Below are 16,857 nucleotides of genomic sequence, written 5' to 3'. Positions count from 1 at the left end.
GACATCGGTGGGCAGCGGCGAGACCGAGGGGCGCGGTGAGGTCAGTCGATGGCTCGCCCGAGTGCTGTCCGGGTGGTTTCGGCGGGATAGGGCGAGTGGCGCAGCGCTTCGGTCTCGGTGAGTGAGCCGGCGGCGACGGCCCGGCACAGCTTCGCCAGCGAAGCGAGCTCGTCGCGCTGCCCCCGGACGAACTCGCGGTCCACCGGATCGCCGTGTCCCGGTACCACCGTCGACGGTTGCAGCCGCAGCAGCGCGTCCACGCTGGAGGACCATTCGAGCGGGTGGGAGTCCTCGAAGGCGGGCGGGGCACCGTGTTCGACGAGGTCCCCGGCGAAGACCACCGCCGCGTCCGGCACGTGCACCACCAGGTCGTGATCGGTGTGCCCGCTCCCGGGGTGGACCAGACGTACGGTGCGGTCGCCGAGGTCGAGTGCGGCTTCGGCGTGCACCTCGTGGCCGGGAAGGACGGGTTCGGTCGCCGCGAGCGCCCGGGCGGTCTCGTGGTGGCCTTCCGCGCGGTAGTGCGCGGCCCACTCCGCGCGCTGGGCGGCGGCGGTCTGCCGCAGGTGCGCCGCGCACCGCGCGTGCGCCCGGACCGGTGCGGGCAGGAACGCGGCCGTGCCGAAGCAGTGGTCGAAGTGGGCGTGGGTGAGTACCACCTGCCACGGCAGCGAGGTCACTTGCCGGGCGGCTCCGGCGAGCTCGGCACCCTGGGCGGTGTCGCCGCGCGTGTCGATCACCAGGGCCTGCTCGCTGCCGAGGACCAGGCCGACCGAGAGGTCCAGCTCCGCATACCGTCGCACCAGCACTCCGTCGGCGAGCTCGGTCCACCGGCTCATGACGGCCACCCTCCCTTTCGTCCCGGTCCGGAATCCGCCCGGAAAACGCCCTCGCACAACCGCGGAGCCGCCGAGCCTAACCAGGGTGTGCGCGGCCCGTACGGCGTTTGACAGACTTATCGGCGTGCGCGTCTACCTAGGTTCCGACCATGCCGGATTCGAACTCAAAAACCACTTCGCCAAGCGGCTGACCGATCTCGGCCACGAGGTCACCGATGTCGGCCCCAGCGTCTACGACGCCGAGGACGATTACCCGCCGTTCTGCATCGAGGCCGCCCGGCGCACCGTGGCCGACGAGGGCAGCCTCGGCCTGGTGTTCGGCGGTTCGGGCAACGGCGAGCAGATCGCGGCGAACAAGGTGTCCGGTGCCCGCGCCGCCCTGGCCTGGAGCGTGGACACCGCGAAGTTGTCGCGGCAGCACAACAATGCGCTGGTGGCGGGGATCGGTGCGCGGATGCACACCGTCGCCGAAGTCGAGGAGATCGTCGACGTGTTCCTGGCGACCGAGTTCGAGGGCGGCAGGCACCAGCGCCGGATCGACCAGCTCGCCGACTACGAGAGGACCGGTACGCCGCCGGCGCTGCCCGGAACCTGAGCTCGGCACCCGAGTCCGATGCCCGAGCCACGAGTCCCGGCCGCCTGGCTGCTGACGCCCCTGCTGGCCTTCGGTGGAACGCTGGCCGGGACCGCCGCGCTCTTCTTCGCCCAAGTCGAGTTCGCTCCCGCTGTGGCCGGTGGCTACGGTGCCCCGTGCGGCGCGCCGGACTGCGTTCTCGGCATCGGAGTACTGCTGATCGCCGGCGGCTTCCTGGCACTGTGCGCTTCGATGATCGCGGGCACCGTGCTGGGGATGGTGCATCGCCGCGACACCGATACCCGGGCGGCTGCCCGCCGCGGCGCGTTCGTGTGCCTGTGGAGCCTGCTGGGCTATCTCGTGGCCTCGGCGCTCGTCTGGATCGCGGTGTAGTCACCACCACCCCGGCGCTTGCCGCGGGCAGCCGCCACAGGCAGGCGCTCCGCCCCGATTCGCCGCCGGAAGTGCCGGAACCCGCAAGCACCGGAACGCACACGGGAAGGGAACGGTTTCGCCCACGATGCCCGAGGGTCACACGCTGCACCGGCTCGCCCGGCTGCATCACCGGCGATACGCGGGCAGCCAGGTCCGGGTGTGCAGCCCGCAGGGGCGGTTCACCGCCGGTGCGTCCCTGATCGACGGGTCCGTTCTCGAACGGGTCGACGCCCACGGCAAGCACCTGCTGCACAGTTTCGGGCCCGACCGCGTCGTGCACGTCCATCTCGGGCTGTACGGGACGTTCACCGAGTCCCCGGTTCCGCTGGAGGAACCACGCGGCAAGGTACGCATGCGGATCGTCGGAGCGACGCACGGAACGGATCTGCGCGGACCGAACGCCTGCGAGCTGATCACCGACGACGAGGTCGCGGCGTTGCTGTCCAAGCTGGGACCCGATCCGCTGCGCGCGGACGCCGATCCCGAGCGGGCCTGGCAGCGCCTCTCACGCTCGCGGACGAGTATCGCCGCGCTGCTGATGGACCAGAAGGTGCTCGCCGGTGCCGGCAATGTGTACCGGGCCGAAGTGCTGTTCCGGCAGGGGGTTGCGCCGCACACACCCGGACGGGAACTGGGCCGGGAGCGCTGGCAACTCGTCTGGAGTGATCTCGTCGAGCTGATGAACCAGGGGGTGCACAGCGGACGTATCGACACCGTGCGGCCGCAGCACGAACCGGAGGTGACAGGGCGGGCTCCCCGGCAGGACCGGCACGGCGGCGAGGTCTACGTCTACCGCCGTGCCGGGCAACCGTGCCTGGTGTGCGCCGCGCCCGTGCTGACGGACGAGCTGGCCGGTCGCAAGCTCTACTGGTGCCCCTCCTGCCAGGGGTAGCGCCGGCATCCCGCCGGCGCCGGTCGGTCAGAAACCGCCGAAGTCGAAACCGCCCATGTCGAAACCGCCGCCCATGTCACCCATGTCGCCACCGTCACCGCCCATGTCGCCGCCATCGCCGCCCATGTCACCGGCGTCGCCCTCGGGGAAGTCCTCGGGGGCCGCGGCTGCGGCGGGAACACCGGCCATACCGCTGAACAGGGCGCCCATCAGCATGAACGAACCGAAGCCCCAGGCACCCGCCACGAGTGCGGGCTTCCACCAGGGTTCGCTGTACCAGCCCTGCGGCACCGGCCGGCCTGCGACCCTGCCGCCGGGGTAGTAGTGCGGGGTCTCGTCGGTGGGGTGGGGTGAGGCGACCTGGTGCCGCCCCTCGACATCGACCTCGCGGTACTCGGTGACCTTGCCCGCGCCCTGCATGCCGGCCAGATCGGGCAGTTCCGGGCCGGGATCCATGTCCATCGCGGTGCGGGCGGCGCGGACGTAGTACAGCCCTTCCAGTGCGGTCTGGGTGGTCAAGCGGCACTTTTCCACGCTGTCGGCCTGCTCCATCTGCGAACCGGCCGCGGTGTGCCGCTCCGCGGCATCGGCCAGAGCCTGCTTGGCGGCCTCGTTGGTGCCCACCAGGTTCAGGACCTGCCCGCCGAGCCGCTCCACCCAGCGGCGTGCCTCGGCCTTGGCGTCGTCGAGTTGCTTTTGCTGTGTCACGGCGCGGTAGTTGAACCACCACACCGCGCCGCCGATGAGGAGCACGACGATCACGACGAGGGCAATTGCGGTGCCCATGATCCCTCCCGCGCTAGGGAGCGGCCCGATGCGGCCGGGCCGCAACTCCGACGCTTTCGACAGTACCCGTCCGTGGCCGGAGCGGGACTCGTGCAGGCAGGGCATTTCCGGGAGCGGTGGTGCTCCCGGTGAGGTCCGCGTCGGCCCGGATCAGTTCCCGAGCTCGATCCGGTCGAGGGTCTTCCACTCGTTGGAGAAGTGGTCGCGGGTGAGTTCGACCAGGAACACGGACGGAACCCGGACCGTGACGGGCTCGACGACGGTGGCCGACAGCGTGGCCGCGGCGAAGGCGGCCGGACCGTCGGCCGTGGGGTGGGCCAGGCTGACGTGCTGGTCGGTTTCCTCGGGCTCCGGTGGTAGTGCCGCTTCCGTGACCACGTCCGCACTCGCCTCGCGCAGGCTCGAGCGCAACCCGGTCAGGACGGCCTGCGGCGCGGCGGGCAGAGCCAGCGACTCGGGCAGCACGACCCCGTCGTGGAATGTCAGCTCCAGCGGGGAGGCGCCGGACAACCGGGCACGCCCGGCCTCGAGCAGCGCATCGGTGCGCTCGACGGGCACCTCGTCGGTGAATCCGACCTCCTGCAGCAGGATGTGCATCCATTCCAGCGGCACCGGGTCGAAGCCCGGCAGGTCACGGAGCGCGTACTGGTACTGGTTGGCCAGTTCCCGGAGCTCGGGATGGTCGCCGAGTGGGAGCAGCCAGGCGTAACCGGTGCGCCCGGCAGACCACCCCGGGCGCCAGCGTGCGTGGTTGCGGACCTGTTCGGCGTGCGGCATCTCGGCCACCTTTCGGATCGTCCCGTCGAATCTTGCCTGCTCGGTGGATCGGGCCCGTGGAAATGGTGCCCGGGCATGTCGGGCGCCGCGAGCACACCCCACCATCCGAGCGCGCAAGGCCGGGCCCGTGCTGTCACGTGTGTGCGCCACCACCCTGTGACGCTGTTCGCCCCCGGCCGGTTTCCTCGGCCGTGCTCGCTGCCGAATCACCACGATGCCGGTCGAGGGTCGCGGCCGCATCCGAATCGCGCACCCACGCGGTCAGCAGCAATCCGAGCAGGGCGAATGCCGTGCTGACCAGGAACGCTCCCCGGAATGCCTGCATCCGGGCCTGGACGAACTGGGCGGACACGGCCGGGTCCGCGGCGGCCGTCGCGGCGTTGGTGAGCATGACCAGCACGCTGGCGACGATCGCCGTGCCGAGTGCGGTGGCCACCTGCCTGCTGACGTTGAACATGGAGGTCGCATGCCCCATCGAGGCGGGGGAGGTCTGGGCGAACGTGGCGGTCTGCAGGGGAGTCATCAGCAGTCCCATGGCCACGCCCTGCACGAGCAGAACGGCGATGACGAACCACAGCGGCACACTCGGGCTGAGCAGTTGCATGGCCGGACCGATGCTGCTCAGCAGCAGGAAACCCGCTGCGATCAGCCGTTTCGGGCCGATCCGCCCGTACACCCGGGAGACGATCTGGGTCACCAGCAGCATGCTCACCGCCTGGGGCATCAGCACCGCACCGGCGAGCATGGGTGAGATGCCGCGAAGGTTCTGCAGGTACAGCGGCAGCAGGAACAGCACGCTGAACATCGCCACGGTCTGGCACAGCAGAAGAGCATTGCCGGTGCCGAACAGTCTGTTGCCGAGCAGGCGCAGGTTCAGCATCGGTTCGGCGACGCCGAGTTCCCGCCGGACGAGTCCGGCGACGAGCAGTGCGGCGATGCCCAGAATCGCCCACACCTGCGGCGTCGACCACCCGATCCGGGCGGCCTCGTCGAGACCGAACAGCAGCGTGGCCAGACCGGTTCCGGCGAGCAGGAAACCCGGCAGATCGAACCGGCCGGGGCGCTCACCGTGCTCCTCCCTGAGGAACAGGATCGTGAACAGCAGGGCCAGCGCGCCCACCGGCACGTTGATGAAGAAGATCCACCGCCAACTTGCGGCCTGGACCAGGACACCACCCACGAGCGGGCCGAGCATGGGAGCGATGGTGATCGGAATGGCCAGGATGGCCGAGGCCTTCGCGCGTTCCCGGGCCGGGAACGCGCGAAAGAGCATGGCCTGGCCGACGGGGACGAGCATCCCGCCACCGACACCCTGCAGCACTCGTGTCGCGATGAGCATCCCGATGCTGTTCGACAGGCCGCACAGCACCGAGGCGAGCGTGAAGATGATCACGGCGAGCTGGAAGGTCCGCTTGCTGCCGAACCGGTCGGCGATCCAACCGGAGGAGGGGATGAACACGGCGAGGCTGATCATGTACCCGGTCAGGACCCACTGCAGAGTCCCCGCCTCGACCCCGAATTCGTCTCCCAGCGTGGCCAGCGCGACGTTGAGGATGGTCATGTCCAGGATCTGCATGATGAGACCGAGCACGAAGGTGATGCCGACCAGCCACTTGTACTCCGGCAACATGCCTTCGAGCCGTCGCAAACCCGCACTCTCCGTCCGCTTTCGAGTGGTGCCTGCCGCGGCAGGCGATCGTGGCCAGGTGCGTCGAGGGTGCCGGACGAACACGGCAGGAGTCTCCGAGGGACGCACGGACTTTCCAGCATGCGCCCGCTCGGGGATGGGGACCAAGTCGGTTCGTGACTCTGCGACACCGATCACAGAGGAAAGCGGCCGCCCGTTCGGGCGGCCGCTTTCCTTGCGAGGCCATGCTCGCTTCTGGAGCGGGTGACGGGAATCGAACCCGCGTGACCAGCTTGGAAGGCTGGGGCTCTACCATTGAGCTACACCCGCGTGTGTTGGTGCCACATGAAACCATACCGCACGAGTCCTGACTCAGGACCCCTGGCGTACGGCCCATGCCGACCACGCATGCCACAGCCTAACCCGTCGCGATAGGGTACTCGCAACGGACCCGGATGTACGGGTTCACGACGGGGTGTGGCGCAGTTTGGTAGCGCACTCGCTTTGGGTGCGAGGGGCCGTGGGTTCAAATCCCGCCACCCCGACTTGCGAGCCGGTCACCGGTGTCAGGACGGTGACCGGCTTTCTCCTCCTTGCCGGAAACTCCGCGTCTCCGACGACCCGCTCCTCGTGCCGGGGGACGCCCGAGACGCCGGTGGTCATTCCTCGGCCGCCGTTGCGGTGTGGTCGGGCTCCGTGGATGTCGATCGCTGACGCGCGATAACGACAGGGGAGGGCTCCGGCGATGAAGGGAACGTGTCCACCTCGACGAAGAGGGCTTCCGCTCCCGCGACGCCTCCGCGTGCCCCGGCCGTGACGGTGCTCGCACTGCTGGGGATCGCCGCGGTGTTCCTGATCGCCGTTTCGGCCCTCGTGGAGGGGCCGGCCCTCACCGGTCCGGGACGGGACATCGCTCCGGCCATCACCCCGACCCGTCTCGACACCTCCCGGTAGAGCCCGGGCGGCTCCCGCGGTGTCGGGGCAGGTCCGGAGACCGTGCCGGTCCGCGGAGTGTCGCGCGCCCGCATGAGGAACCCGGAACCGAGCACTCGGAACTTGCACAATAGACTCAGAGGTCAGCCCGGCGTCGACGGAGCCCCGGCGGATCTGCCCCGGACTCCCACCGGCACCGCCGGGGTTACCAAGCACGTTCGCACTAGGAGACCACGTGAAGAGCACCGTCGAGCACCTGAGCCCGACGCGCGTACGGATCAACGTCGAGGTGCCGTTCGACGAGCTCAAGCCGAACTTCGACCGCGCGTACAAGGAACTGGCCAAGCAGGTCCGGATCCCGGGTTTCCGTCCCGGGAAAGTACCGTCACGGGTGCTGGAGAGCCGTATCGGCCGCGCCCCCGTGCTCGACGAGGTTGTCAACGAGGCGGTCCCGTCGAAGTACATGGAGGCCGTCAACAGCAACGAGGTGCGCACTCTCGGCCGTCCGGAGCTCGAGGTCACCAACATCGCCGACGGTGAGCAGATCGAGTTCACCGCCGAGGTCGACGTCCGGCCCGAGCTGACCGTGCCCGCCTACGGGGAGCTGTCCGTGAGCGTGGACGACGTCGAGGTCACCGAGGAAGAGGTGCAGGAGCAGCTCGACGAGCTGCGCGCCCGCTTCGGCACGCTGGCCGGCGTCGACCGCCCCGCCGCGCACGGCGATTTCACCAGCATCGACCTGTCGGCCACCGTCGACGGCGAGGAAGTCCCCGACGCCCGGACCAACGGCCTGTCGTACGAGATCGGTTCCGGCCAGCTCATCGAGGGCATCGACGAGGCGTTGACCGGCGCGAGCGAAGGCGAGACCAGGAACTTCACCACCACTCTGGTGGCGGGTGATTACGCCGGTCGGGAAGCCGATGTCACGGTGACGCTCAACTCGGTCAAGGAACGGCAGCTGCCGGAGGTCGACGACGAGTTCGCCCAGATGGCCAGCGAGTTCGACACGGTGGACGAGCTGCTCGCCGACCTGCGTGAGAGACTCGGCCGGGTCAAGCGGATGCAGCAGGGGATGCAGGCCAGGGACAAGATCCTGGAGGCCCTGCTGGAGAACACCGAGGTCCCGTTGCCCGAGTCCGTCGTGCAGTCCGAGGTCGAGGTGCGCGAGCACGATGCCGTGCATCCCTTCGATCACGACGAGGAGCGCTTCAACGAGTCGCTGCAGCAGCAGGGCAAGACCCGTGAGGAGTTCGACTCCGAGACTCGCCAGCAGGCCGAGGAGGCGGTCAAGACCCAGCTCGTGCTGGACACGATCGCCGATGCCGAGGAGACCTCGGTCTCGGACAACGAGCTCACCGAGCGGATCATCTACCAGGCGCAGCAGTCCGGCATCAGCCCGGATCAGTACGTCCAGCAGCTTCAGCAGAACAACCAGCTGGGTGCCATCTACGCCGACATCCGCCGGAGCAAGGCCCTGTTCTCGGTGGTGCGCCAGGCCACGGTGACCGACCCCGAGGGCAATGCTCTGGACATGGACGAGCTGTTCGGCACTCAGGAAGAGGATGCCGAGGAGGGCGACGCGGAAGGCGGCGAGTCCGCTGAGCAGCCCGAGGTCGTCGAAGCCGAATCCGAGGAGAAGTCCCGTTCGGCGGACTCCTCGGAGTGACTCTCCGGCGGCTGCGCCCCGGAGTTTGCCGTTCGGGTGGTCGACCCGTGTCGGGTGACCACCCGTTCGCAGACCACTGGATCGAGTGACCGTGCGGATTGGGGTCGGCCGGTCGGCTGTGTGCGGTCGTTCACCCGCACCGCTACGCAAACCAATCCGCGGACCCTTCAAGGTGAAAAACACGCTGAGAGCGAACGTGGGCGGTATCGGGAAGCTGGTACCGCCCACGTTCGTTAGGGTCTGTTGTAACGGATCACCGACATACCGGCAGCCCGGTAAGGACAAACTTCAGCGCGACCCGGCCGGCGTGACGGCCGGGTCCATTGTGGAAGAAGGCAGGGAGACGTGACGCAGCACCAGACGGTTCCGGCGTCCGACGCACAGGCGCCGCAGATGCGGAGCACGAGCAATGGACTCTCGCTCAACGACTCGGTCTACGAGCGGCTGCTTCGCGAGCGCATCATCGTGCTCGGCTCCCAGGTCGAGGACACCATCGCCAACCAGATCTGCTCCCAGCTGGTCCTGTTGGCCGCCGAAGACCCGGAACGCGACATCTCGCTCTACATCAACTCCCCCGGCGGGTCGGTCACCGCGGGCATGGCCATCTACGACACCATGCAGCTCATCAAGCCGGACGTGGCGACCGTGGCGATGGGGATGGCCGCCTCGATGGGGCAGTTCCTGCTCTCGGCGGGCGCTCGGGGCAAACGTTTCGTGCTGCCGCACTCGCGGGTCCTGATGCACCAGCCCTCGGCAGGCCTCGGTGGCACCGCCTCCGACATCGCTATCCAGGCGGACGTGTTCTCCCGGCACAAGCGCGAGATGGCCGAGCTGATCGCCGAGCAGACCGGTCAGACCGTCGAGAAGATCATCGCGGATTCCGATCGGGACCGCTGGTTCACCGCCGACGAGGCTCTCGAGTACGGCTTCGTGGACCACATTGCCAACCGCGCCAACATGCCGAACACCTGAGCGCGTCCATCCGCGAGCCCTGCCGGTCATCACAGTCACGAGGAGTCACTGACGTGAGCTCATTCCAGCCTCCCCAGGCCAGGTACATCCTGCCGTCCTTCGTCGAGCGCACGGCCTACGGGGTCAAGGAGTCGAACCCGTACAACAAGCTGTTCGAGGAACGCATCGTCTTCCTCGGTGTGCAGGTCGACGACGCCTCGGCCAACGACATCATGGCCCAGTTGCTGTATCTGGAGTCCGACGATCCGGACCGCGAGATCCAGATGTACATCAACTCTCCGGGCGGGTCCTTCACCGCGCTGATGGCGATCTACGACACCATGCAGTACGTGCGGCCCGATATCCGCACGGTCTGCCTCGGGCAGGCGGCCTCGGCCGCTGCCGTGCTGCTGGCCGCGGGAACGAAGGGCAAGCGGATGGCGTTGCCGAACGCGCGCGCCCTGATCCACCAGCCGGCCACCGAGGGTATCTACGGTCAGGTCTCGGACCTGGAGATCCAGGCCAACGAGATCGAGCGCATGCGAAAGCTGATGGAAAGCACGCTGGCCGCGCACACCGGCAGGACCGCGCAGCAGGTCCGCGAGGACATCGAGCGGGACAAGATCCTGACCGCTGAGCAGGCCCAGGAGTACGGCATCGTCGACGAGATCATGCCGTATCGCAAGCTCTCGACGCAGAAGTCCTGACCTCGCCGACACGCCGAACGCGGCGGTGCTGCCGCCGCGTCCGGCGTTGCGTGGGGCAAGCTGAACGGGGACGGTCGGTCTCGGGGTGCCGGGTCCGGCAACCGGTTTCCCCGGCTGGTTCGAGCTCGGTCTCGGGGCTTTTCGATCAGCGGGAACTCCGGAATCTCCCCGAAGCGGGGGATGCAAGGTACCGTCGAAGGCAGAGACGGCGAGGTACGCCAGAAGAACGGTGTACCGGAGGGGACAGGTCATCGGCATGGCGCGTATCGGTGACGGCGGCGACCTGCTGAAGTGCTCCTTCTGCGGGAAGAGCCAGAAGCAGGTGAAAAAACTCATCGCCGGCCCCGGCGTGTACATCTGCGATGAGTGCATCGATCTGTGCAACGAGATCATCGAGGAGGAACTCGCCGAGACGGGCGACGCCAAGCTCGACGAGCTGCCCAAGCCGGGCGAGATCCACGACTTTCTCGACCAGTACGTCATCGGCCAGGACGGCGCCAAGCGCAACCTCTCGGTGGCGGTCTACAACCACTACAAGCGCATCCAGGCCGGTGAACAGCAGCAGCACTCCGGGCGCGACGAGAGCGTGGAGCTGGCCAAGTCCAACATCCTGATGCTCGGACCCACCGGCTGCGGCAAGACCTACCTCGCCCAGACGCTGGCGAAGATGCTCAACGTCCCGTTCGCCATCGCCGACGCCACGGCGCTGACCGAGGCCGGCTATGTCGGCGAGGACGTCGAGAACATCCTGTTGAAGTTGATCCAGGCCGCCGATTACGACGTCAAGCGCGCCGAGACCGGCATCATCTACATCGACGAGGTCGACAAGATCGCTCGCAAGAGCGAGAACCCGTCCATCACCAGGGACGTCTCCGGTGAGGGCGTGCAGCAGGCGCTGTTGAAGATCCTGGAGGGCACCAGCGCCAGCGTTCCTCCGCAGGGTGGGCGCAAGCATCCCCACCAGGAGTTCATCCAGATCGACACCACCAACGTGCTGTTCATCGTGGCGGGCGCGTTCGGTGGCCTGGAGAACATCGTCGAGGACCGGGTGGGCAAGCACAGTGTCGGCTTCGGTGCGGACCTGCGGTCCAAAGCCGAGGTGGATTCGGCCGATTACTTCGCCGACGTGCTGCCCGAGGATCTCATCAAGTACGGCCTGATTCCGGAGTTCATCGGACGGCTGCCCACGGTGGCCAGCGTGACGAACCTGGACAAGCAGGCGCTGGTGCGGATCCTCACCGAACCCCGCAACGCCTTGATCAAGCAGTACACCCGCCTGTTCGAGCTGGACGGTGTCGAGCTGGAGTTCACGCACTCGGCACTGGAGGGGATCGCCGACCTGGCGATCGCCCGCGGGACGGGCGCCCGGGGTCTGCGCGCGATCCTGGAGGAGGTCCTGCTGCCGGTGATGTACGACATCCCGAGCCGTTCGGACGTCGCCAAGGTCGTCATTACCGAGCAGACCGTGCGGGAGAACGTGAACCCGACGATCGTGGCGCGGCAGAGCAGTCGCCACGAGCGCCAGGAGAAGTCGGCGTAAGAGGGTGTGCTGCCGCCGGCGGTGACCTCGGTGACGTATCAGTCGTTCGAGTGGCGTGGGGATGCTCGCCCATGCGCCGTCCTCGAGAGATGATCACAGGTGGCACGGTAGACAGCCATGACCACCGACTTCGGGGAGCGGCGCCATGAGTGAGATGCACGTTCTGCTGGTGCACGGCTTCGGGGGGTCGGGCCCCTGGCATTGGCAGCAGTGGCTTGCCGGGCAATTGCCGGACCACGACGTCCGGGTGGAGTTGCCCACCTTGGGCGACCCTGATCATCCGCGGCTCGGGGAATGGCTTCCGGCGCTTCGCCGGCGGCTGCACGCCGTTCCCGCGCACGCGGAACTCGTCGTCGCTGCGCATTCCTGCGGGGCAGCGCTGTGGCTGCATCATGCCGCGACCATCGAGGCGCGAGGGCGCCGTGCCGACCGAGTGCTCCTGGTCTCTCCTCCCGCTTCGGAGTGGTGCCATCCGGATGTGCGAGGTTTGCTGCCCTACCCGCTCGACGCGCGGTCGCTGCGGCGCGCGGCCGGGTTGACCCGGATCGTCGCGGGTACCGGAGATCCGTATCTGCCGGTGCACAGCGCGCACTCGCTGGCCGATTCCCTGCAGGTGGAGCTCGACGTCATCCCGGACGGGGAGCATCTCAACACCGAGGCCGGTTACGGGCCGTGGCCTTCGGTGTTGCGCTGGGCGTTGTACGGAACCACGCCGCTGGAGGACCGCTTCGACTCGGAGGCGCACACGGCGGCGTACTCACCCGACCGGCTCCGGCTGGTGTGAGCGGCTGTACTGCACTTGCCCCGACCTCGCGGGGATCTCCGTCGGGAAGGCCGTGCCCACGGGAACCGTTTCCGGGAGTGTGTCAGGGCGCCGCGTGCCGATGAATTCGACGGCCTGCAGTGTGGCGGGACCGAAGTAGTCGTGGTTGTGCTCGCCGGGGGTCAGTGACACCAGCTCGGGATCGGCTCGACGGATGAAACGGCGGGTGCCTTCGATGAAGCTGTCCTCGGTGCCGGACCACACACCCAGCGGCGTGCCGCCGAGCAGGTCGGTGTGCCGGATGGGGTCCAGCGCGGCCCACTCGGCCTCGTCGGCGAAGGCGTCGCGCTCGCGTGCCTCCTCCCACGTGGTCATGAGGGCGGGGGAGACCACGGCGGCCACCCGCAGCGGGATGCCGTGCTCGTGGCGGCGGCGCGCGTAGAGCAGGGTTCCGAACCCGCCCATGGACAGGCCCGCAGCCGCAAACGGTAGGCCGTCGAGGCCGCCCATGCCCCGTTCGGCCAGCCAGTGGGGCAGCTCGTGGAGCAGCATTCCCATCGGGTCGTCGTCGGGGTGCTCGTGCCAGTAGCTGTGCTCACCGCCGTCCACGGCCACGAACGTGAACGCGGGGACGGTTCCGGCGGCGACCGCGGGCGACAGCCATTCCGGCAGTCCGCCGATGGCTTCGCGGGCACCGGCCCAGCGCCCGTGCAGCATGAGGCAGGTGGGCAGGCCGCTGCGGCCGGCGTCTTCGGGTTCCACCGTGACCAGTTCCACCTCCCGGCGGCGGGCCTGCGAGTACACCCGCTCGATCGTGACGGTGGGGGGCACCTCCGGTGCTGTGGGAGCAGGGGAGGTGATCTCCGGGGTGGTCGGCTGCGGCGCGGCCGGGCTCTGCTCCTCGGACCTGTTCCAGCGGTATGCGCCGATCCCGAGCATTGCCGCCACCCCGCCGGCGAGTGCCGTGCGCCTGGTCACCGTGCTCGTCCGGGAGTGCCCGTCGTGCTCCATACCGCCTTCCTCGCCCGTGCCTGCCGTGCCGCGCGCACGGTGCCGGGTGTGAGTGTGCCGGGTGCGGAACTCTCAGTGGCGGGCAGGGGTCTCGGCTTCGGCGAGTCGCACCCGCTCGGCTCCGGTGTAGACGTTCATCGTCGATCCGCGCAGGAATCCGACGAGGGTCATGCCCTGTTCCTCGGCCAGTTCCACGGCCAGGGACGAGGGGGCCGACACGGCGGTGAGCATGGGGACCCCGGCCATGGCGGCTTTCTGGACGAGTTCGAACGAGGCCCGGCCGGAAACCATCAGCACGCATTCGGACAGCGGCACACGCCCGTCCAGCAGGGCCCGACCGAGCACCTTGTCCACGGCGTTGTGTCTGCCCACGTCCTCGCGCAGGGCGAGCAGTTCACCGCCTGCGTCGAACAGGCCCGCGGCGTGGAGCCCGCCGGTGGAGTCGAACACCCGCTGCGCGTCGCGGAGCCGGTCGGGCAGTTCGGTCAGCCGCTCGGGGGTGATGGTGAGCGGGTCGTCCGCCGGGGGGTGCTGGGTGCGCAGACGCACTGCGTCCAGGGCCGCCTTGCCGCACACCCCGCAGGAGGAGGTGGTGTAGAAGTTGCGTTCCACCGAGGCGTCGGGCGGGGTGACGCCCGGGGCGAGGTGCACGTCCAGCACGTTGTAGGTGTTGCGCCCGTCCGGGCCGGGGCTGTCGCAGTAGCGCGCGGCGCGCACGTCGGCGTCGGTGGTGATCACGCTCTCGGTGAGCAGGAATCCGTGCGCGAGTTCCACATCGTTGCCGGGGGTGCGCATGGTGACGCTGAGGGGGTGAGAATCGACGCGGATTTCCAGCGGTTCCTCGGCGGCGAGGGTGTCCGGCCGCTGCCGGGTGCCCTCGGAGGTGATCCGCAGTACCGGGCGCCGTACGGTGATCCGTCCCATCCGGTCCTCCTCGTCTGGTCGGATGGACTCTTGTGCTGTTCCACCCACGCTGTGTATACCGTGATTTGGGTATACCGTGATCCTTCTCGTCGGGAGACACAACCTCGTCCCGCGACGCAAGCGGGTCACCCGGCTCGCGGTATCTCCAGTGTGCCTGCTCGTTCGACCGTGGTCGGGGTCGACGACCACGCCGGTCTGGTGGGTCTCCGGTCCGGAAAGCAGCGTCCGGACAACCTCCTCGGCCTCTTCCGTGGTCGTCGCAACCACTCGATCCACTACCCGCTCGATAAAGACACTGATCATTCTGGACCCACTCCTCGAATGGTGGTCGGTCCGGTTGGTCACCCGTCTGCTGCGTCGCCGGCGCCTTCGGACGCCAGTTGATGCAGGTGGGGCGCTGTCCGGTGCGCTTGAACTCGTCCACGGCCGCGAGAGCTTGTTCGACGGGGATCTCGGTGTGTGGCCGGGGTGTGGTGCAGGCCGCCGAGCCAGTAGTCGACCGGCTCGGAGTTCGTGCCGTTGGCGGGGACCATCGGTGGCTCGCGCTGCGGCAGGTCATCGGTGCCCCGGAGGTGATGGTCGAGCAACTCGAATACCTCGGGGAGATGGCCAAGCTGCCCAATGTGGACCTTCGGGTGGTGCCGTTCTCCAGCGGCTGGCATCCCGCGCTGGAAGGTCTGTTCCTGCTGATCGAGTCCGAGCAGACGCCCGTGGTGCAACTGGAAAGTCGCCGATCGGGATTGTTCCTGCACGAGCAGGAGGATGTGCAGAGCTATCGGGAGGCCGCCGATACGGTCTTTCGGGCAGCCATGAGCCCCGAAGAGTCCTCGGAGTTCATCGCCGAGATCGCCAAGGATATGGAGGCAGCCCCATGACGCCGCACCAGCATCCCACGAACTGGCGCAAGTCCAGCCGGAGTCAGAACGCGAGCACCTGCGTCGAGGTCGGCCGGGTGGCCGGCGGTGCCGCCGTGCGCGACACCAAGGACCGCGCGGCCGGGTACTTCACCACCGATCACCGGCAGTGGCAGGCGTTCGTGGCCGCCATCAAGGCCGACCGCTTCGCCTGAGCCGCGCAGGTGCGGGGTTGCCCGGCCTTGTCGGGGTTGGGCAACCCCTCTTGTGTGGTCACCGCCGCGCAGATGGCTTGTCTGACGTATTCGTACTACACTGTGTTCATGAGCGAAGTGCCGGTACGTGTACTCAATCAGGAGACCGCCAGTGTGCTGGCCCGCGTGAAGCGCGGCGAGGAGATCGAGGTCACCGAACGCGGGGCGGTGGTGGCCCGGCTGGTGCCCGCTGCTGCGAACCCGCTGTCCGAAATGGCGGCGAGCGGCAAGCTTCGCCTGCCCACCATTGATGACCCGATGCCCCGGCCGCGAGGACCCGTCCGTACCGACCACGAGAGCGGCGAACTCGTCAGCGAGATGCGCGACGAGGAACGCTACTGATGATCTACCTGGACACGGCAGCCCTGATCAAGATCATCCGTCCCGAGGTCGCCAGCGAGGAACTGGTCACGTGGCTGCACGACCGCAGTGATCAGTCACTGGTCTCCTCGGCGCTGGTGGAGGTCGAGGTGCCGCGTGCGTTGCGCCGTAGTGAACCGGAGCTGCTTGGGTCGGTACCCGCGATCCTGCGGAGGGTCGCGCTGTACGAGATCGACGACCTGGTGCGCGCCACGGCGGGTGCTTACCAGGACCCCTACCTGCGGTCGCTCGACGCCGTTCATCTGGCTACTGCTTCGGCCGTCTTCGGCGCGCACCTGACCGCATTCGTCACCTACGACAAGCGACTACTGGCCGCAGCGGACTCCCTCGGGTTGGCCACTGCTCATCCGGGCGACTGATGGCGCCGCCGTGTGACTCTTCGTTATCGAAAGTGCGACCGGGGGAGGCCGCATTGCGGCAGGTCATCGGTGCCCCGGAGGTGATGGTCGAGCAACTCGAATACCTCGGGGAGATGGCCAAGCTGCCCAATGTGGACCTTCGGGTGGTGCCGTTCTCCAGCGGCTGGCATCCCGCGCTGGAGGGCCTGTTCCTGCTGATCGAGTCCGAGCAGACGCCCGTGGTGCAACTGGAAAGTCGCCGATCGGGATTGTTCCTGCACGAGCAGGAGGATGTGCAGAGCTATCGGGAGGCCGCCGATACGGTCTTTCGGGCAGCCATGAGCCCCGAAGAGTCCTCGGAGTTCATCGCCGAGATCGCCAAGGATATGGAGGCAGCCCCATGACGCCGCACCAGCATCCCACGAACTGGCGCAAGTCCAGCCGGAGTCAGAACGCGAGCACCTGCGTCGAGGTCGGCCGGGTGGCCGGCGGTGCCGCCGTGCGCGACACCAAGGACCGCGCGGCCGGGTACTTCACCACCGATCACCGGCAGTGGCAGGCGTTCGTGGCCGCCATCAAGGCCGACCGCTTCGCCTGAGCCGCGA

The 16,857-nt window shown here is 68.3% G+C and carries 21 protein-coding genes, 2 tRNA genes and 1 pseudogene; 16 read left to right on the top strand and 8 right to left on the bottom strand.

Annotated features, from left to right (window positions below; genetic code table 11):
- Window positions 1-41: 41 nt before the first annotated feature.
- Window positions 42-839 carry an MBL fold metallo-hydrolase gene (locus DFQ14_RS06690; protein WP_114452237.1) on the bottom strand — a complete coding sequence of 266 codons (798 nt, stop codon included), beginning with the start codon at window positions 837-839 and terminating at the stop codon, window positions 42-44.
- Between the two features lie 124 nt (window positions 840-963).
- Here DFQ14_RS06690 and DFQ14_RS06685 point away from each other — a divergent pair, with 124 nt between their 5' ends.
- The 3 genes from DFQ14_RS06685 (at window position 964) to DFQ14_RS06675 (ending at window position 2,740) form a co-directional block, all read left to right on the top strand.
- Window positions 964-1,434 carry a ribose-5-phosphate isomerase gene (locus DFQ14_RS06685; RefSeq protein ID WP_114452236.1) on the top strand — a complete coding sequence of 157 codons (471 nt, stop codon included), beginning with the start codon at window positions 964-966 and terminating at the stop codon, window positions 1,432-1,434.
- 18 nt (window positions 1,435-1,452) lie between these two features.
- Window positions 1,453-1,806, top strand: a complete 354-nt coding sequence (locus DFQ14_RS06680; protein WP_114452235.1) for a hypothetical protein — start codon at window positions 1,453-1,455, stop codon at window positions 1,804-1,806.
- 127 nt (window positions 1,807-1,933) lie between these two features.
- A complete protein-coding gene (locus DFQ14_RS06675; RefSeq protein WP_114452234.1) occupies window positions 1,934-2,740 on the top strand; it encodes an Fpg/Nei family DNA glycosylase in 807 nt (268 codons plus the stop codon).
- Window positions 2,741-2,767: 27 nt separating this feature from the next.
- On the opposite strand, the gene DFQ14_RS06670 is transcribed toward DFQ14_RS06675, so the two are convergent.
- From DFQ14_RS06670 to DFQ14_RS06655, 4 genes are all read right to left on the bottom strand, one after another.
- A complete protein-coding gene (locus DFQ14_RS06670) occupies window positions 2,768-3,526 on the bottom strand; it encodes a hypothetical protein (RefSeq protein WP_114452233.1) in 759 nt (252 codons plus the stop codon).
- A gap of 150 nt (window positions 3,527-3,676) precedes the next feature.
- Entirely contained in the window at window positions 3,677-4,303 is a 627-nt protein-coding gene (locus DFQ14_RS06665; RefSeq protein WP_114452465.1) for a 2'-5' RNA ligase family protein, read from the bottom strand.
- 133 nt (window positions 4,304-4,436) lie between these two features.
- The gene (locus DFQ14_RS06660; protein WP_246195689.1) at window positions 4,437-5,951 is read right to left on the bottom strand and encodes a DHA2 family efflux MFS transporter permease subunit; all 1,515 of its coding nucleotides are present in this window, start codon (window positions 5,949-5,951) and stop codon (window positions 4,437-4,439) included.
- 235 nt (window positions 5,952-6,186) lie between these two features.
- A tRNA-Gly gene (locus DFQ14_RS06655) sits at window positions 6,187-6,260 on the bottom strand.
- A gap of 141 nt (window positions 6,261-6,401) precedes the next feature.
- On the opposite strand from DFQ14_RS06655, the gene DFQ14_RS06650 reads away from it, so the two are divergent.
- The 7 genes from DFQ14_RS06650 (at window position 6,402) to DFQ14_RS06620 (ending at window position 12,511) form a co-directional block, all read left to right on the top strand.
- Window positions 6,402-6,475, top strand: a tRNA-Pro gene (locus tag DFQ14_RS06650).
- Window positions 6,476-6,686: 211 nt separating this feature from the next.
- Window positions 6,687-6,884, top strand: a complete 198-nt coding sequence (locus tag DFQ14_RS06645) for a hypothetical protein (protein WP_114452231.1) — start codon at window positions 6,687-6,689, stop codon at window positions 6,882-6,884.
- Between the two features lie 214 nt (window positions 6,885-7,098).
- On the top strand, window positions 7,099-8,529 hold the full coding sequence (gene tig / locus DFQ14_RS06640; RefSeq protein WP_114452230.1) for a trigger factor: 1,431 nt from the start codon (window positions 7,099-7,101) through the stop codon (window positions 8,527-8,529).
- 345 nt (window positions 8,530-8,874) lie between these two features.
- A complete protein-coding gene (locus tag DFQ14_RS06635) occupies window positions 8,875-9,501 on the top strand; it encodes an ATP-dependent Clp protease proteolytic subunit (protein ID WP_114452229.1) in 627 nt (208 codons plus the stop codon).
- 53 nt (window positions 9,502-9,554) lie between these two features.
- Window positions 9,555-10,187, top strand: a complete 633-nt coding sequence (locus DFQ14_RS06630) for an ATP-dependent Clp protease proteolytic subunit (protein WP_114452228.1) — start codon at window positions 9,555-9,557, stop codon at window positions 10,185-10,187.
- A gap of 256 nt (window positions 10,188-10,443) precedes the next feature.
- Complete coding sequence (gene clpX, locus DFQ14_RS06625; RefSeq protein ID WP_114452227.1) at window positions 10,444-11,727, top strand: ATP-dependent Clp protease ATP-binding subunit ClpX; 1,284 nt, start codon at window positions 10,444-10,446, stop codon at window positions 11,725-11,727.
- 145 nt (window positions 11,728-11,872) lie between these two features.
- A complete protein-coding gene (locus tag DFQ14_RS06620; RefSeq protein ID WP_114452226.1) occupies window positions 11,873-12,511 on the top strand; it encodes an RBBP9/YdeN family alpha/beta hydrolase in 639 nt (212 codons plus the stop codon).
- On the opposite strand, the gene DFQ14_RS06615 is transcribed toward DFQ14_RS06620, so the two are convergent.
- From DFQ14_RS06615 to DFQ14_RS22615, 3 genes and pseudogenes are all read right to left on the bottom strand, one after another.
- On the bottom strand, window positions 12,485-13,501 hold the full coding sequence (locus tag DFQ14_RS06615; protein WP_179951511.1) for an alpha/beta hydrolase: 1,017 nt from the start codon (window positions 13,499-13,501) through the stop codon (window positions 12,485-12,487). The two genes, DFQ14_RS06620 and DFQ14_RS06615, sit on opposite strands and share 27 nt — an antisense overlap.
- Before the next feature lie 72 nt (window positions 13,502-13,573).
- On the bottom strand, window positions 13,574-14,425 hold the full coding sequence (gene fdhD, locus DFQ14_RS06610; RefSeq protein WP_114452225.1) for a formate dehydrogenase accessory sulfurtransferase FdhD: 852 nt from the start codon (window positions 14,423-14,425) through the stop codon (window positions 13,574-13,576).
- Between the two features lie 382 nt (window positions 14,426-14,807).
- Window positions 14,808-14,984, bottom strand: a pseudogene (locus DFQ14_RS22615) (Imm1 family immunity protein); the annotation flags it as partial.
- On the opposite strand from DFQ14_RS22615, the gene DFQ14_RS06600 reads away from it, so the two are divergent.
- The 6 genes from DFQ14_RS06600 to DFQ14_RS06575 all read left to right on the top strand — a co-directional run bounded on the left by DFQ14_RS06600 (window position 14,899) and on the right by DFQ14_RS06575 (window position 16,850).
- Window positions 14,899-15,300, top strand: a complete 402-nt coding sequence (locus tag DFQ14_RS06600) for a DUF5753 domain-containing protein (RefSeq protein WP_147275565.1) — start codon at window positions 14,899-14,901, stop codon at window positions 15,298-15,300. The pseudogene DFQ14_RS22615 and the gene DFQ14_RS06600 sit on opposite strands and share 86 nt — an antisense overlap.
- The gene (locus DFQ14_RS06595) at window positions 15,297-15,494 is read left to right on the top strand and encodes a DUF397 domain-containing protein (RefSeq protein ID WP_114452221.1); all 198 of its coding nucleotides are present in this window, start codon (window positions 15,297-15,299) and stop codon (window positions 15,492-15,494) included. Before DFQ14_RS06600 ends, DFQ14_RS06595 begins: the two co-directional genes overlap by 4 nt.
- Window positions 15,495-15,602: 108 nt before the next feature.
- Complete coding sequence (locus tag DFQ14_RS06590; RefSeq protein ID WP_114452464.1) at window positions 15,603-15,875, top strand: type II toxin-antitoxin system Phd/YefM family antitoxin; 273 nt, start codon at window positions 15,603-15,605, stop codon at window positions 15,873-15,875.
- Window positions 15,875-16,273: a type II toxin-antitoxin system VapC family toxin gene (locus DFQ14_RS06585; RefSeq protein ID WP_114452223.1), complete on the top strand. Its 399-nt coding sequence runs from the start codon at window positions 15,875-15,877 to the stop codon at window positions 16,271-16,273. The genes DFQ14_RS06590 and DFQ14_RS06585 overlap by 1 nt, the downstream gene beginning before the upstream one ends.
- A 53-nt stretch (window positions 16,274-16,326) precedes the next feature.
- Window positions 16,327-16,656 carry a DUF5753 domain-containing protein gene (locus DFQ14_RS06580; protein ID WP_114452222.1) on the top strand — a complete coding sequence of 110 codons (330 nt, stop codon included), beginning with the start codon at window positions 16,327-16,329 and terminating at the stop codon, window positions 16,654-16,656.
- The gene (locus DFQ14_RS06575) at window positions 16,653-16,850 is read left to right on the top strand and encodes a DUF397 domain-containing protein (RefSeq protein ID WP_114452221.1); all 198 of its coding nucleotides are present in this window, start codon (window positions 16,653-16,655) and stop codon (window positions 16,848-16,850) included. Before DFQ14_RS06580 ends, DFQ14_RS06575 begins: the two co-directional genes overlap by 4 nt.
- Window positions 16,851-16,857: the final 7 nt, after the last annotated feature.

It is taken from the genome of Halopolyspora algeriensis, from assembly GCF_003337235.1.
Taxonomy (GTDB): Bacteria; Actinomycetota; Actinomycetes; order Mycobacteriales; family Pseudonocardiaceae; genus Haloactinomyces; species Haloactinomyces algeriensis.
This window is presented reverse-complemented; position numbering and strand designations above follow the sequence as displayed.

Coding starts and splice junctions, on each gene's coding strand:
- DFQ14_RS06690 (WP_114452237.1), bottom strand. CDS start 839: ATGAGCCGGTGGACCGAGCTCGCCGACGGAGTGCTGGTGCGACGGTAT.
- DFQ14_RS06680 (WP_114452235.1), top strand. CDS start 1,453: ATGCCCGAGCCACGAGTCCCGGCCGCCTGGCTGCTGACGCCCCTGCTG.
- DFQ14_RS06675 (WP_114452234.1), top strand. CDS start 1,934: ATGCCCGAGGGTCACACGCTGCACCGGCTCGCCCGGCTGCATCACCGG.
- DFQ14_RS06670 (WP_114452233.1), bottom strand. CDS start 3,526: ATGGGCACCGCAATTGCCCTCGTCGTGATCGTCGTGCTCCTCATCGGC.
- DFQ14_RS06665 (WP_114452465.1), bottom strand. CDS start 4,303: ATGCCGCACGCCGAACAGGTCCGCAACCACGCACGCTGGCGCCCGGGG.
- clpX (WP_114452227.1), top strand. CDS start 10,444: ATGGCGCGTATCGGTGACGGCGGCGACCTGCTGAAGTGCTCCTTCTGC.
- DFQ14_RS06620 (WP_114452226.1), top strand. CDS start 11,873: ATGAGTGAGATGCACGTTCTGCTGGTGCACGGCTTCGGGGGGTCGGGC.
- DFQ14_RS06615 (WP_179951511.1), bottom strand. CDS start 13,501: ATGGAGCACGACGGGCACTCCCGGACGAGCACGGTGACCAGGCGCACG.
- fdhD (WP_114452225.1), bottom strand. CDS start 14,425: ATGGGACGGATCACCGTACGGCGCCCGGTACTGCGGATCACCTCCGAG.
- DFQ14_RS06595 (WP_114452221.1), top strand. CDS start 15,297: ATGACGCCGCACCAGCATCCCACGAACTGGCGCAAGTCCAGCCGGAGT.
- DFQ14_RS06590 (WP_114452464.1), top strand. CDS start 15,603: ATGAGCGAAGTGCCGGTACGTGTACTCAATCAGGAGACCGCCAGTGTG.
- DFQ14_RS06585 (WP_114452223.1), top strand. CDS start 15,875: ATGATCTACCTGGACACGGCAGCCCTGATCAAGATCATCCGTCCCGAG.
- DFQ14_RS06575 (WP_114452221.1), top strand. CDS start 16,653: ATGACGCCGCACCAGCATCCCACGAACTGGCGCAAGTCCAGCCGGAGT.